This is a genomic window from Bacteroidia bacterium (genome assembly GCA_016218155.1).
Lineage (GTDB): Bacteria > Bacteroidota > Bacteroidia > Bacteroidales > GWA2-32-17 > GWA2-32-17.
In genome coordinates, this window is sequence record JACREQ010000038.1 from 1 (window position 1) to 15,270 (window position 15,270).

Genomic DNA, 15,270 nt, shown 5'->3' on the forward strand with positions numbered 1-15,270 from the left:
GTGGAGAATTTATGATGAAACAGGTGACCTTGTTTATTCAACTACTCAGGAAGCTCCAAATTATATTTTCGAAGACGAGGGTTGTTTCCAGATAGTATTAGTTGCAGAAAGCAAATGGGGATGTAAAGATACAACAGAGTACAACCCACTTTGTGTTGATGCATATCCTTCTTTAGAGGTACCAAATTCATTTACACCTAACGGTGATGGAATGAACGATGTATTTAAAGTACATGGAAAATCAATAGTTGAGTTTCATGGTGTAATCCTTAATCGCTGGGGTAAAAAACTATACGAATGGAATAATGCTGATGAAGGCTGGGATGGAAAAATTAGCGGAAGTGAAGCCTCTCCTGGTGTTTATTACTATATAATTACAGCAAAAGGGAAAAAAGAAGTAGATTATGAATTCAAGGGATTCTTCTATCTGCTGAAAGAAAAATAAGATTTAAACGAAAAAGGAGGCATTTGCCTCCTTTTTCGTTTAAAAGTTTCTTTAAAATAATCAATATTTATACAGATCTTTTTATATTTACAAAAACATTTTATATGAGATTTATTTACCTTTCATTTGTCGCAATTTTATTTTTTTCTTGTCAATCAAACGAAAAAATTAATTCAAATCAAACAGATTCATTATTAACCAATGCAAGTAATTCACTAAATTCTGACATTAAAATTCTTGAAGATTTATTTTTAATAAAAAATGAAAAAGAATTAAAACAACTTTTTGGCGATCAAAATGTAAGTTTTGATACTATTTGGGGTGCAGAAGGTATGTTTTATATGGGCACAAAATTATTTAACAAAACTCCTAATGAAGTAATAATAACATGGGGCGACACTTTATCAAATTCAAATATTACAAATTTAGGTATCCGTTGTTATTATGATATTAACACCAATGAATATGATTTAAAAAGCTGCTGGAAATCAAAAACCGGAATCTCACTTGGTACAACTCTTACAGAACTAGTTAAACTTAACGGCAAAGATTTTACATTTTACGGTTTGGGTTGGGATTATGGTGGATTAATTTCTTCATGGAATGGTGGTAAACTAGAAAATGCCGGCATCGGTATTAGCTTAGGTACAGTTTCTTTCGACAATCAGACTAATGATTATAATAACATTGTAGGAGACACTGAGATAAATTCATCAAACTCAAGTGCAGTAAAAGTTAATCCTATTGTTTTAGAACTATTTGTTTCAAAAGCAAAATAAGCTTAATTCCTTTTTCGAAAAATATTACTATTTTTTATGTCACATTATCAGCTTGTTATACAATGCTGTTCAAAATTTATTGAAAAATATTTGCAATACGACATTTTGAACGATATCTTTGTGATATCATTTTAATATCATTCATTATGGAAAAAGCTAAAACATTATCAGCAAATTCGGGTTATTATGGTCTACTAATTGGATTTATTATGTTATTATCGCCGTTAATTAACATTTTAATTCTTGAAAACCCTGTAATAATCGGCATTACAATTTTTATTGCATTACTTGGGATATTTGCATTTGCAGGCTTAATGGTTGTAGATCCAAATGAATCAAGAGTTCTTATTCTGTTTGGAAAATATAACGGAACAGTAAAGCAAAATGGTTTTTATTGGGTAAACCCGTTTAATATTAAAAAGAAAGTAAGTCTTAGAGCAAGAAATTTTGATAGCGAACTTATTAAGGTTAATGATAAAATTGGAAATCCAATATTAATCGGTGTTATTTTAGTTTGGAAAGTTGACGAAACATTTAAGGCAGCTTTTGCAGTAGATGATTATGTTAACTTTATTAAAATACAGACCGAATCTGCAATAAGAAAATTAGCTCATTCGTACCCTTACGACAATTTTGACGACGAAGAAAAAGATATAAGTTTACGTTCTGGTGGCGACGAAATAAACCACAAACTCGAAGAAGAAATACGTGAAAGATTAGAAATAGCGGGAATTAATGTACTCGAAGCTCGTATCAGTAACTTAGCTTATGCCCCTGAAATTGCAAGTGCTATGTTACAAAGACAACAAGCAACAGCTGTTGTTGCAGCAAGATTTAAAATAGTTGAAGGTGCTGTAAGTATGGTTGAAATGGCATTGGAACAACTTTCAGAAAAGAAAATTGTTGACCTTGATGAAGAAAAGAAAGCTGCAATGGTAAGTAATTTAATGGTTGTTCTTTGTTCAGATAAATCTGCCTCCCCTATTGTTAACGCAGGAACATTAAACCATTAGCATATTGTTAAACTAAAAAATAATATTATGGAAACGCAAATGTGTTCTCATTTTACATGGTTAATTCCTTTAATACTTTTTGCAGCATTATGGGAAACCATATGGAAAATAATAGCTATGTGGAAAGCTGCTCGAGCTAATAAAATAGCCTGGTTTATTTGCATTGCATTAATAAATACTGTTGGAATTTTACCAATAATATATATTTTAACACATCGTAAAAAAGAATAAACTTTAGCTGTGGGAAAAAAGAAAGCTTTTGTATTACGATTGAACGAGGAAACTCTTGAAGCTGTACAGAAATGGGCAGATGATGAATTCAGGAGTATTAACGGACAACTTGAGTGGATAATTGATCTATCGCTTAAAAAAGCTGGTCGCCAGAAAAAATCCAAAGAAGAAAAGATACAATAATCTGAACTTTGTTAATTTGGTGTAATGGAATTAAATATTTTCATCTCGTTATCAGATTCCTTTATTTTTCCTAGCTGTTTGTATATTATAGCTAAGTTATAATGCGACTGAGCGTGATTAAAATTTCTTTTTATATTCTCATTCAAAATTTCAATAGCAATTTCGGGCTTATTTATATTTAAATAACAAGTTGCATAATCGCACCTGACGTTTATATTGTTATCGTCAAGCACAAGCGCTTGCTGATAATATTCCAACGCTTTATCGAACCGCTGGGTATCATAATAAACATTTCCTAAATTGATAATTGCATCTAAATTTTTACTGTCAATATTTATTATTTTAGAAAAATGAAATATGGCCTTTTCAAATTCATATTTGGAATAATACCTTAAAGCAAGATCAAGTCTGTTATCAATATTTAACGAATCCTGAATTAGTGCATTTTCAAGCATTTGCACTGTGTCAGTTTCAATAGCAATACTATCCACAAATTGCTTGTTATTTTTATCGGATTCGCCGGAATTGCACGATATTAGTAATGTGCAGAATAATGCAATATTGCAAAAACAAAGTATACGTAAAAACATTAAGAAATTATTTTACAACTTTTGCATCTTCAACCAAAACATCATAAAAATAACCATAACCAAAGTCTTTATCAATAGCAACAGTTCCTTCTATGGTTACAATATCTCCAACCTTAAATTCTTCGGCTGTTGTAACTGTCAAGTCAAATTTGCCGTCCGCTTCTGTTCCATCCTGTAAATGAATCCAGTTCTTTTTCATAATTTCTACGCTGAACTTTGTTACTTCGGCTTTTATCTTTACAGTTTTACCAGCATAGTTTGCTTTATTCTTAAATAATTCACCAACAGTAATTGTACCTGCAGCCGCTTCAATTTTAATTTCTTTTTTCTCAACAGTAACTGGACCCGGACTTGTCATTGCCTGCTGTGTATTACCCATTGCATTTGTAGTTGCAGCTTTATCTGTAATAGGTTCTTTAGAAATTTTATCTACAAAATAAACTGACTCAAAAGTTCTGTTTAACTCTTTACTTTTAAATTGATTCATTTCCATTGCACCTTCATAATAGTAAACATCACCAACTTTAGCATCCATTGCTGTAACAGCAAGCCATATTTCTTTATCATTTTCTTTACCTTTTAAATATGTATATGAGCCTGCACCAAGAACTTCTGTTACTTCAATTTTGTGCGAATTTGGATTTTTGTTTTCGGTCTGATCTGTCTGACAAGAAGATGTGAAACCAATTACAAATAATGCTATAGAAATTAAAAAGAGTCTCATTTTTTTTAAATTTAAATTAATAATGGTGCAAAATTAGTCAGAAATTTTTAAAATACTATAGTTGGCATTTTATGTTTTCTAACATTTATTAATAGCATTAAGATTGCCTACAGATTGCGATTTTTATATTAACTCTTTTTATGAAATTGACTGATTTTTAATTCTATTATTATTTCTAAATTTACGAACTTTTAAAGCTTATAACTTTAAGCACTTAAGGCCTGTATATTAGAATATTAATTAATACTTTTTCTTATTATGAAGCGCATTTTAGACCTTCTGTTTTCTTCAAAACTTACAGTTATATTATTAATAATTGTTGGATTTGCATTAGGATTAGCAACATTTATTGAAGATAAATATGATACAGCAACAGCAAAAGTTCTTATATATAATTCAAAATGGTTAGAGTTTCTTTTCCTTTTGATGATTATTAATTTTATAGGACATGTTAAAAAATATAATTTTTTGAAAAAAGAAAAGCTTGCCGGTTTCTTATTTCATCTATCGTTAATTGTAATGATACTTGGAGCCGGAATTACCAGATATTTTGGTTTTGATGGCAGCATGCATATCCGTGAAGGAGAATCATCTAATGTAATGTATACATCCGAAGCCTACTTTCAGGTATTAATGAACGGAAAAGATGGTGATTACAAATATGAAAAACCCATGATGTTTAGTCAGGTAAGCAGTAATACTTTTAGCATTAGCATACCATCAACAGATAAAGGTGACATTAAAATTGATTTTGATAGTTTAATTAAAAACCCTGTTGAAAAAATCGAAGAAAATGTTGAGAATGGAGTAAATATTATTGAATTAATGAGATTTACGCAAAACGGGCAAGAAAAAATACTTATTGAAAATGGCGAAACAAAAAATATTGAAGGAACAGATATTGGCTTTAATGTTAACAATAACAACACTTTTAATATATCAGATAAAACCGGTAATTTAACTTTTACTGCTCCTTTTGACGTTGTAGCTGCAAGCATGAGTGATCAGGCAATTCAAGATACAATTAAAAAAGATTCTATTGCAGAATTTAAATCGGGTTTTGTATATAAAGCTAATTCAGGAACCTTTTTATATGCAAATTATTATAAAAAAGCCAAAAAGTTTCTTGTAAGTGGTGGTGTTGAAATGGAAAATCCAGGACCCGATGCTTTTATTTTAACTGTAACTATTAATGGCAAAAAACATACTGCAAATGTGTTTGGTGGTGCAGATTATTATGAAAATTTTCAGGAATTTAATTTTGACGGAACAAAAATAAATTTTAGCTATGGGAACAAAAAAATTGATCTTCCTTTTTCTCTTAAACTAAATAAATTTGAACTAGAAAGATATCCTGGCTCAATGAGCCCATCTTCATTTGCTAGTGAAGTTACCCTGATTGACTTAAGAAATAACCTAAATGAAAATCATCGAATTTTTATGAATAACGTTCTTGATTACGACCAATACAGATTCTTCCAGTCATCATATGACAAGGATGAAAAAGGAACCATTTTATCTGTAAATCACGACTTCTGGGGTACATGGATTTCATATTTTGGTTATGCTTTGTTATCTTTGGGATTTGTTGTAACATTCTTTACTAAAAAGTCTCGCTTTTTAACACTTCGTAGAAATATTGTTGAAATAAGAAACAAAAGAAAAGCCAGTCTTCTAACAATTGCATTTTTACTCGTTTTTAGCACATTCTCATTCTCGCAGAATGTTAGCACTGTTAACGACAGTACAGCTGACAAATTTGGAAAATTACTTGTACAAACATACGACGGCAGGTTTTCACCAATAAGTTCTCTTACAAATGATATTATGCATAAAATTTCCCGCAAAGATAAGTTTGAAATTGAGGGAAAAGGGAAAATGGATGCTGTTAAAGTAATTATTGACATGTTGATTAATCCTGAATTCTGGAAAGAACAAAAGATTATATATATTAGAGAAAAATCAGTTCGTGATGTTATTGGTATAAATGACGGCTATGCATCTTTTTCTGATTTCTTTGAAAAAGACGGTAAATATAAATTACAAACATACGGCGAAGAAGCTTTCAGAAAAAAACAGCAGGAACAAAACAGATTCGACAAAGAAATAATAAAAGTTGACGAACGTGTAAATATTTTTATGATGGTTTTAAATGGAAGTATTTTAAAAATATTTCCTGAACAAAACTCACCTGAAAATAAATGGGTAAGCTGGGATGAACCTACTGCATCTGTTCCACTTACAGGCATGCTTACTATAATTAACGATGATTTAAAACTAGCTAATTTTAATTACTCTAACATTTTAGTCACATTCTTAGCTGAAGTAAAAAAAGGTGATTTTGCAAGAGCAAATGTTATTATTTCCTACATTTCAAAAATACAACGATCGGGAGCCATTGCCGACCAATTACCATCTGACAATAAAGTTAATGTTGAAATTTTTTATAATAATGCCAATATCTTTATTTTCCTTAAAAACTTTTATGCAGGAATTAGTGTTATTTTGTTATTACTTGCATTTATTGATAACTTAAGAACTAAAAAGAGTAAATTTTTAACTTACTCATTAAATGTTCTTATTGGAATTCTAGCATTAGCTTTTATATACCATACCGTTGGCCTTGCTATGAGATGGTATTTAACCGGTCATGCGCCATGGAGTAACGGTTATGAGACATTGCTTTTAGTTGGTTGGGGAGCATTGTTAGCAGGCTTTACTTTTGTAAGGTATTCTAAAATTACATTGGCGGCAACTGCGTTACTTGCTTTCTTTGTATTAATGACTGCCAGTCATAGTAGCTACGATCCTCAGTTAACAAACTTACAACCCGTATTAAAATCTTATTGGTTAATTATTCATGTGGCAACACTAACTATTAGCTATGGCTTTTTAGGACTAGGCTTTATGCTTGGAATTATGAATCTGTTAATTATCTTTTTTAAATCAAAAAAGAACAGCGAAAAACTCGACCTAATAGTTACCGAACTTACATTAATTAACGAAATGAATCTTGCTGTTGGCATTGTGTTAGCAACAATAGGCACATTTCTTGGCGGTGTTTGGGCAAACGAATCGTGGGGAAGATACTGGGGTTGGGATGCTAAAGAAACATGGGCATTAATTATTGTTATTGCTTACACTATTGTTTTACACTTAAGGCTAGTGCCTAGTTTAAAAAGTAAATATATATTTAACGTTGCCTCAATAATTGCATTTGGAAGTGTTGTTATGACTTTTGTTGGAGTAAATTATTACTTGTCAAAAGGAATGCATAGTTATGGAGCTGGCGACACACCCGTATTCCCACTATGGGCATGGGGTTTAATTCTTGCAACTTTGCTTTTAATCGTACTTTCGGGATTACGTGAAAAGTTTTCGAAAAAGTAATACCGATGTTCGTCATGGCGGTCTCGAACCGTCATCTCATTTTAACGCGAGTTAGATTTGGAAATCTTAAACAGAGTCCCTTTCAGAAGACTCTGTTTGAGAAAATCTGATCAACTAATCTTTAGCAAATTTGCGAAACTTAAATGAGTTACCAGCACTAAGTTTTAAAAGATAAAAACCTGAAGTAAACCCAGTTGTGTTAACAATAGTTTTTTGTATTAAGTTCCCCTGAAAAACAACTTCCCCGATTGAATTTATAATTTCAAAATTTTGTTTTTCAAAGTTACCGTTATATTCAATTATTAATTCATTGCTAACCGGATTGGGATAAATAAACAATTTATCTGTTTTTTCTAAATAAACCCCAACTGTTGTTATATAAACACAATAAGATGTATCTGAGCATAATCCCTGAGTAATTATTACCGCATAATTTCCATTTACAGTGGCTGTGAAATTTTGATTTATTTCACCACTGATGGGTGCATAACCATTATCGCAATCAAGCCATTGATATGAGCTGCCATTCATATTTGCTGTTACTGTAGGTTCAGAAACAGTAAGTGAAGTATCAATATTTACAACAGATAAATTCAACTCAAATATACTATCGCAGCTATTTGTAGTTAGCAAACTATCATAGTAATGTCCGGCAATTGAATATGTTGAATTATGCCAGTTATAAGATTCACCACCACAGATTGAATAGTTTTCGGAAAAAGAATAAACGGGATTAACGGTTAAATTTAAAGTATATATACTGTCACATCCATTTATGGTGTTGTGAGAAGAAAAATATGTGCCTGAAGTTGTGTAATTATTGCCATGCCAATTGTAAACAACACCATTGCAGATAGAATGATTTTCGTCAAAATTAAAAGCCGGATAAACAGTAAGATTAAGTGTGCTAATGCTATCGCAACCATGAATAGAAATTAAACTGTCATAATAAACCCCCGCTATTGAATAATCAATACCATGCCAGTTGTAAGTTTGATTATCACAAATCTGTACGTTGTTAGTTGTGTTGTATAACGGACTTACATCAAGCGAAAGAATGTAAATGCTGTCACAATTATTAACAGTTTGCAAACTATCATAATATATACCAGACGTAAAATACGTATTACCATGCCAGTTGTAGTTTTCGCCATTGCAAATAAATTGAGTTTCTGCAAAAGAATAACTTTGATTAACTGTGAGATTTAATATAAATATACTGTCGCAACCATTAATAGTATTTAGGCTATCATAATAAGTTCCTGTAATTGTATAAACATTTCCATGCCAATTATAGGTTTCACCATTACATATATCAATGTTATTTATAAATAAATATGTTGGAGAAACCGTTAGATTTATTACAAATATACTATCACAACCGATAGTATTAAAAATAGTGTCATTAAAAATACCTGATATTGTGTATGAATGTCCATTAAATATATAACTATCACCATTGCAAATGGACTGTGGATTATTAATTGTATAAATGTTGGTAACTGTTAAAGTTGCAGAATTTGATGTGTCGGCTCCAAAATTATTGGATATAAAACATCTGTATTCATAATTACCAGATACAAGAGTGCCGCTTACAATCATTGTGTCGGCAGTTTGATTGTTATATAAAGCACCTGAAGGGTTACCATTTACGACATTATTCCAACTACCATTATAAAATTGCCATTGATAAGACAATGGTGCTGTACCTGATGCATTAATACTTAAACTTGTACTACTTTCTTCACACATTGTCACGTCCAGTGGTTGAGAGATTATTGTAGTTTGTTTATATTTTGCAAAAAAAGCATCAATAGTAATTGCTGTAAGATTTGCTATTCCTGTGTTAGGATCAAAGTCAGCTGTACCTTGGAAAGATCCTGTTATATATACATTTCCTGAACCATCAAATGTTATGTAGTTGGCCACATCAGAATTTGTGCTACCTATGTTTTTTGCCCAAAGATAATTTCCGAAAGCATCGAATTTGGAAAAGAAAATATCATAAGAGCCAGCCGATGACAGATTTGTTATTCCTGCATCAGGGTCAAAGTCAGCTGTATTTTGAAAAGTACCGGCAACATATATTTTACCTAAACTATCTATAGCAATACTGTTACTATAATCATAATTTGTACCCCCAAAGATTTTGGCAAAATTATAGTTTCCACTATTATCGTATTTAGCAACAAATATGTCAGTATAGCCATGCGACAATAAGTTTACTATTCCTGTGCCAGGGTCAAAGTCCGCACCTTCAGACTCTCCAGTAATATATACATTTCCTAAGTGGTCAACATCTATGCTCCTTCCATAATCAAAACCAGTACTTCCGATATCTTTTGCCCAAAGATAATTTCCGTTAATATCATATTTAGCAAAGAAAATATCATCATAATTATTTGAACCATGTACAGACAGATTTGCAGTACCTGAGCCTGGATCAAAGTCGGCTATTCCTTGGAACGACCCAGTAATATAAACATTACTTAAGTCATCAATTGCGATACAATAACCTCTATCGTTAGAGGTTGACCCAATACTTTTAGCCCACAGGTAATTCCCAATATTATCGTATTTGGCAAAGAAAATATCATCATAGGTAGAAACAGTTGTGAGGTTAGCTGTACCTGTACCTGGATTAAAGTCAACTGTATTTCGGAAACACCCTGTAATATAAACATTTTCTGAGCCATCAACTTTTATGCTGTAACTGTGATTACTAGATGTTGAAACACCTATTTTTTTTGCCCAGATATAATTCCCGTTATTATCATATTTAGCAAAAAAAAGACCATTAGGACCTGAAAGATTTGCTGTTCCTGTGCCAGGGTCAAAGTCAATGTCTCCTTGATACTCTCCTGTAATATATACATTTCCTGCGCCATCAACTGCTATACTTCTACTATATTGATCGTTTATATTGCCTATTCTTTTTGCCCAAAGATAATTCCCATTATTGTCATATTTTGCAAAGAAAATATCATTACCACCTGCAGATATTAAGTTTGCAGTACCTGTGCTAGGGTCAAAATCGGCTGTACCACTAAAATGCCCTGTAATATATACATTGCCCATGCCGTCAACTATTATACAATAACTAATTCCTTTTCCGATTGTATTTGCCCATTGATATTCCTGAGAATAACAAGGATTACAAAAACTAACAATAATCAGAAAAAAACTAAAGTGTAATAAACTTTTCATAAAGCAAAGATTATTTGAGAATTTTAATCTCCTACCTCTTCTTCACCACCCCAATAGGATTTAAAATAATAGGTTTATTAATTTCTTTGAACGCTGTTTTTTCGGGTATGCTTATTTTTTCAGGTGAAAAAATATAGTCGGGTGTTTCGCATGAAAACAAATAATCTTTTCCTTGTTTCAATATAATGACATAGTTGCCCGTTTCTTTATTAGGTTTATAACTTCCGATTAATTTTCCTGTCTTTGATTCCTTAACATTAATCACAATATTTTTAGGAACTTCTGCATTACCTTCCATTTTTATTGTACCCTTTATTACAGCCGAAGATCTTTCGGGAAGCGAAAGTAAATTCATTACATAAATATCTCGACCTCCTATTCCATCCTCCCTAACAGATGAAAAATAAGCTCGTTTACCATCAGCCGACATAACAAAATACACATCATCAGATGTTGTATTTACAGGATAACCCATATTTGTAGGTGCTCCCCATGTTCCGTCTGCTTGTAATTCGCTGTAAAATAAATCATATCCTCCCATACTATTATGTCCCTTAGACGAGAAATAAAGCGTGCTTCCATCAGGGTGTATAAATGGTCCTTCTTCGTCATACTGTGTATTTAAAATATCGCCCATGTTTTGAGCTAAACCCCATTCACCTGTAGGGTTACGACGAACTATATACAAATCCTTACCACCTTTTCCATTACCTCTATCGCTGGTAAAAATTAGTGTTGTTCCCTCTGAAGAAATTGTTGCATGACTTTCATTAGCAGAGGTACTAATATTTGAGCCAAGCTTTACAGGCACAGTCCAGTCATTGTTTTCAAATTCGCTTACATATATATTTCCATCACCATAATCGTCTTTGTAAATATACATTTCCTGTCCATCGGCTGATAAACCAATAGTAGCTTCATGCCCTTTAGTGTTAATTTTATCACTTATTTTTTCAGGAAAACTCCATTTCCCATCAACTTTTTTTATAATATAAATATCTTCAAAATATTTTCCGTCATCAGTAAGTAAACCGCCGGTATTTCCTCTTCTGCGGGAGGTAAATACCATAGTTTTTTCATCAGCGGTAATACATGGTGTATGCTCATCAAACTCGGTATTAAAATTAGCTCCTAAATTTTCAATAGAAATTTCGACAGAATCTTTTATCAGTTTTTGTGCATTCTTACACATTTCAATATACCTGTCGGCAAGTTGAAGTTCTTTAGGATTACTAAAAACAAGTTCTTTATATTTTACAAAAAAATTATCTGCTTTATCAAACTGGTAAGCAAAATGATATGCCTGACCAATATGATACATTGTTTTGTACGGGGATTTTTTTTCTTTAAAATTTAACTCTTTATATTTTGCAGCCATATTGCGTGATGCAACATTAAAATAAGGAATTGATTTTTCCTTTTCGAAGGGACTATTAAGATAACACAATCCAACCAGATAATTCAAATTTGCATTAGAGGTATCTGCACGCTGTAACTTTAAAAACAAAGGCAATGCTGCGGAATAGTTTGAAAATAAAATAAACCTCTTAGCATCATTAAAATTACTCTTCTTCGCAGACTTTGTTTGTTCTTGTGCACCAACTGCAAAAGCAATAAAAAGAAATGCTGTTGAAAAAAATAACTGCTTAAACTGCTTCATGTTTATTAGTTTTAAACAAAAATACAGTATTGCAAACTCAAAACAAAATAATAATAAAGAATCGGGTTTTTTTACCTATAAAAGCAGTTATTTGTATTTCTCTGTATTAACAATAAAAGCATTACCATAACCGGCTTTCTGAATTTTCTTAATTTCCTTTCTTGCCTCATCCACAGTTGTATATTTACCGTACAGATATTTATACTTTCCATCGTTACCAATTATTTCGCGTACACCTTTAAGATTTTCATAACGACTTAAATTTACGGGTTCAGATAATGATTCTAGCTGAATTGTAAACTCACCCTTTTGCTCAACCTTTTTATTAAAGTTTTCGAGTTTTACAAGAAATGCTCCCGGAAAACCAAGTTCTATCATTCTTTGTTTTTCTTTTTGAGCAGCTGCCAGACCTTCTATTTCACCATAAGTATATCTATAAAATCCATCAAGGCAGAGGTTTTCTTTAACACCCTTAACATTCTTAAATAAAGCCATTTCAGCAGGTTTTGTTAGTGCACTTAGCTGAATAGTATATAAGGTTTCATCATTAACAACTGATAAAGCTGAATCTGATTGGTTAAGGTTATATGAAATATTTATTTCATTCTTAATCTTTCCTATTGCTGATTGGTTTTCGATAGTTGCCTCGGGGAAATTCTCATCTATAACAATGTTCAAAAGCTTCATCGCATCTGATTTGTTAGCAAAATCACCAACAGTGTACATCACCATATCATCAACCTTTGTTTCATTTATTGGCGATCCTGTTGTTTTTGAGAACATCTCTGTTTTAGATAGAGTGCCAACAAGTGTCAACATTTTATTTGTTATATCGAAAGTAATGGTATTACCTTTTTGTTTAAGTAAAAGTATGGTATATCGTTCTGAAGAATGTTGTTGTCTTCCTTCACGCGAAAATCTTAATGTTTCTGGAACTTTAATATCTTCAACTACAATATTCTCTGCTGTTGAATTTAGAAGTTTCATTTCTACACGACGGTTAAGCTGACGACCTTCGGGGTTATCGCTTCCGTCTGCATTCTGATTAATTGCTATAAAATGTGATTTACCCATCCCTTTTGAAACAAAGCGACTCTGATCAATACCTTGAGCCACTAAGTAATCAATTGATGCTTTTGATCTGTTCTCTGAAAGTTTCTGATTAAATTTATCGCTACCAAGAGCATCGGTATGTCCAACAATTTCGATATAAAGTGAAGGATTTTTTCTCATTAAATCAGCAAGACGCTGTAAATCTTCCTGTGATTCTCTTCTTAAATCAAACTTGCCATAGTCAAAGAAAATACTTCTGATTACGTAGTATTCACCTTTGGTAACTTCAATTGGAACCATTTCTACGTTAATAACAACTTCAGATCTGGTATAAACCTCAGGTATATACAAATTCTCATAATGAGTTTTATACCCATTACACTTATATTCTATTTTAAAGTTTCCTGATTTTATTTGTGTTAAATAATTACTTAACAAATAATTTGGTTTACATTTTATTAGTGTATCACCTTTTATGCTATCAATTAATGAAATTATAAAGTCATGGGGCAATTCATTTTTCTGATCCTGAAGTGTTATATCTCCTTTTAGAATAATCTCGGTTTCGTGCCCATCAGGAATACTAACAGCAATCTTAAAAATATCATTTGAGCCAATACCTCTTTCGTTATTATTTAGAGGGAAAAAAGCATATTCTCCATTTGCTTTAGGCAGATAAAACAAATCGTTACCTACTGTATTAATTGGATATCCAATGTTTAATGGCGACGACCAAGTATTATTGTCTAACAACGTAGTGTGAAAAACATCAAAACCTCCCATGCTGTAATGTCCCTGCGAACTAAAATAAAGAGTTTTACTATCATTCAAAATAAACGGAGTTTCTTCATCGTATTTTGTATTAATTGTTGGACCAAGATTTACAGCTGGTCCCCATTCTCCCTGCTCATCTTTTACCGAACGGTAAATATCAAGGCCGCCGAAGCCACCAGGTCTGTCGCTTGTAAAATAAAGAGTTTTTCCATCTATTGTAAGGGTTGCATGAGATTCCCACTGTTTTGTGTTAATGTTCTTGTTTAGTAATTTCATGTCGGACCACTTATTATTCTTATAATAGCTAACACAAATATTACCGTTGTCATTATCATCGCGAACTAAATAAAGCTCTGTTCCATCTGCGCTTATAGTAACAGGAACAGTTCTGGAAGTTGCGCCAATTTGCTTTGTTACATTTACAGGATCAGTCCATTTACCCTCAGCTTTTTTGGAGAAATAAATATTATCCATCTGATAATCATAATTGATAACATTAATATCTATTTCTGCTGAAAAAACATTTTTATCACCGGCTGTAAAAATAAGTACAGTTTCATCATCAGAAATAACCGGACAATTTTCAACTTTTGATTCGGAATTTATTACTTCTCCAAGATTTTCTGTGATTAATTTTAGTGGCAACTTAACCAGCTCTTTTGCGTTTTGTGTACATTGAATTTCACGGTCGATATAGTCAATATAAAAAAGATCTTTTGTATTTAATATTTCGCGATACTTTTTATAATTTTCTACTGCTTTATCAAACTCTAAAAGGTTTCTATACGCATTTCCTAAATAAAATAATGCATCTTTTGGTGCACCTTTTTCTAAATAAGAACCCTCTTTATATTTAGGATTTATATTTGTAATCGCCTTTTGAAGATATTCAAGTGCTTTTCTGTTTTCGGCAGGATCGGGAACATGTAATAAACAAATACCAATTCGGTAATTTATATTTGCATTGTCGGGTTCTAATTTTATTAACTCAAGGTAAATTGGCAATGCTTCACTAAATTCTTCGTAAAGGAAATAATATTCCGCATTTATAAACTTCTTTTTAAAATCCTGGGCAGTTGCAGCATTTGCTAACACAAAAAAAATACTTATGCAAACAACTGTTTTTATTATTGCTATAAATTTCATCATTTTCCTTTGAACTTTTTTCTAAAATGGCTTATACGTTGTTTTTGGTTAATGGTTTAATAATATGAGCCGAAA

At 31.8% G+C, this 15,270-nt stretch carries 11 protein-coding genes; 6 read left to right on the plus strand and 5 right to left on the minus strand.

The features are described from left to right. From HY951_06555 to HY951_06575, 5 genes are all read left to right on the plus strand, one after another. Positions 1–445: gliding motility-associated C-terminal domain-containing protein (locus tag HY951_06555; protein MBI5539702.1), on the plus strand; the 445-nt coding region annotated here is incomplete at its 5' end. Positions 446–549: 104 nt separating this feature from the next. Further along, positions 550–1,224, plus strand: coding sequence for a hypothetical protein (locus HY951_06560; protein ID MBI5539703.1), 675 nt, complete (start codon positions 550–552; stop codon positions 1,222–1,224). A 146-nt stretch (positions 1,225–1,370) separates the two neighbouring features. Next, the gene (locus HY951_06565) at positions 1,371–2,237 is read left to right on the plus strand and encodes an SPFH domain-containing protein (GenBank protein ID MBI5539704.1); all 867 of its coding nucleotides are present in this window, start codon (positions 1,371–1,373) and stop codon (positions 2,235–2,237) included. Between the two features lie 27 nt (positions 2,238–2,264). Next, positions 2,265–2,468 carry a hypothetical protein gene (locus HY951_06570; protein MBI5539705.1) on the plus strand — a complete coding sequence of 68 codons (204 nt, stop codon included), beginning with the start codon at positions 2,265–2,267 and terminating at the stop codon, positions 2,466–2,468. A gap of 9 nt (positions 2,469–2,477) precedes the next feature. After that, complete coding sequence (locus HY951_06575) at positions 2,478–2,651, plus strand: Arc family DNA-binding protein (GenBank protein MBI5539706.1); 174 nt, start codon at positions 2,478–2,480, stop codon at positions 2,649–2,651. Positions 2,652–2,662: 11 nt separating this feature from the next. Here the strand turns inward: HY951_06575 and HY951_06580 are convergent, their stop codons facing one another. Further along, positions 2,663–3,241, minus strand: coding sequence for a tetratricopeptide repeat protein (locus tag HY951_06580; GenBank protein ID MBI5539707.1), 579 nt, complete (start codon positions 3,239–3,241; stop codon positions 2,663–2,665). Between the two features lie 7 nt (positions 3,242–3,248). Further along, positions 3,249–3,965, minus strand: a complete 717-nt coding sequence (locus tag HY951_06585; protein ID MBI5539708.1) for an SH3-like domain-containing protein — start codon at positions 3,963–3,965, stop codon at positions 3,249–3,251. Between the two features lie 258 nt (positions 3,966–4,223). On the opposite strand from HY951_06585, the gene ccsA reads away from it, so the two are divergent. After that, on the plus strand, positions 4,224–7,355 hold the full coding sequence (ccsA, locus tag HY951_06590; GenBank protein MBI5539709.1) for a cytochrome c biogenesis protein CcsA: 3,132 nt from the start codon (positions 4,224–4,226) through the stop codon (positions 7,353–7,355). Positions 7,356–7,469: 114 nt separating this feature from the next. On the opposite strand, the gene HY951_06595 is transcribed toward ccsA, so the two are convergent. The 3 genes from HY951_06595 to HY951_06605 form a co-directional block, all read right to left on the minus strand. Further along, positions 7,470–10,562: an SBBP repeat-containing protein gene (locus HY951_06595; protein MBI5539710.1), complete on the minus strand. Its 3,093-nt coding sequence runs from the start codon at positions 10,560–10,562 to the stop codon at positions 7,470–7,472. A 31-nt stretch (positions 10,563–10,593) separates the two neighbouring features. After that, positions 10,594–12,222, minus strand: a complete 1,629-nt coding sequence (locus tag HY951_06600; GenBank protein MBI5539711.1) for a PD40 domain-containing protein — start codon at positions 12,220–12,222, stop codon at positions 10,594–10,596. Positions 12,223–12,309: 87 nt separating this feature from the next. Continuing rightward, a complete protein-coding gene (locus HY951_06605; GenBank protein ID MBI5539712.1) occupies positions 12,310–15,198 on the minus strand; it encodes an OmpA family protein in 2,889 nt (962 codons plus the stop codon). Between the last annotated feature and the right edge of the window lie 72 nt (positions 15,199–15,270).

Bases quoted from the DNA above. Each gene is read 5' to 3' on its own strand.
- HY951_06570 (MBI5539705.1), top strand. From the start codon at position 2,265: ATGGAAACGCAAATGTGTTCTCATTTTACATGGTTAATTCCTTTAATA.
- HY951_06605 (MBI5539712.1), bottom strand. From the start codon at position 15,198: ATGATGAAATTTATAGCAATAATAAAAACAGTTGTTTGCATAAGTATT.
- HY951_06585 (MBI5539708.1), bottom strand. From the start codon at position 3,965: ATGAGACTCTTTTTAATTTCTATAGCATTATTTGTAATTGGTTTCACA.
- HY951_06580 (MBI5539707.1), bottom strand. From the start codon at position 3,241: ATGTTTTTACGTATACTTTGTTTTTGCAATATTGCATTATTCTGCACA.
- HY951_06600 (MBI5539711.1), bottom strand. From the start codon at position 12,222: ATGAAGCAGTTTAAGCAGTTATTTTTTTCAACAGCATTTCTTTTTATT.
- ccsA (MBI5539709.1), top strand. From the start codon at position 4,224: ATGAAGCGCATTTTAGACCTTCTGTTTTCTTCAAAACTTACAGTTATA.
- HY951_06595 (MBI5539710.1), bottom strand. From the start codon at position 10,562: ATGAAAAGTTTATTACACTTTAGTTTTTTTCTGATTATTGTTAGTTTT.
- HY951_06565 (MBI5539704.1), top strand. From the start codon at position 1,371: ATGGAAAAAGCTAAAACATTATCAGCAAATTCGGGTTATTATGGTCTA.
- HY951_06560 (MBI5539703.1), top strand. From the start codon at position 550: ATGAGATTTATTTACCTTTCATTTGTCGCAATTTTATTTTTTTCTTGT.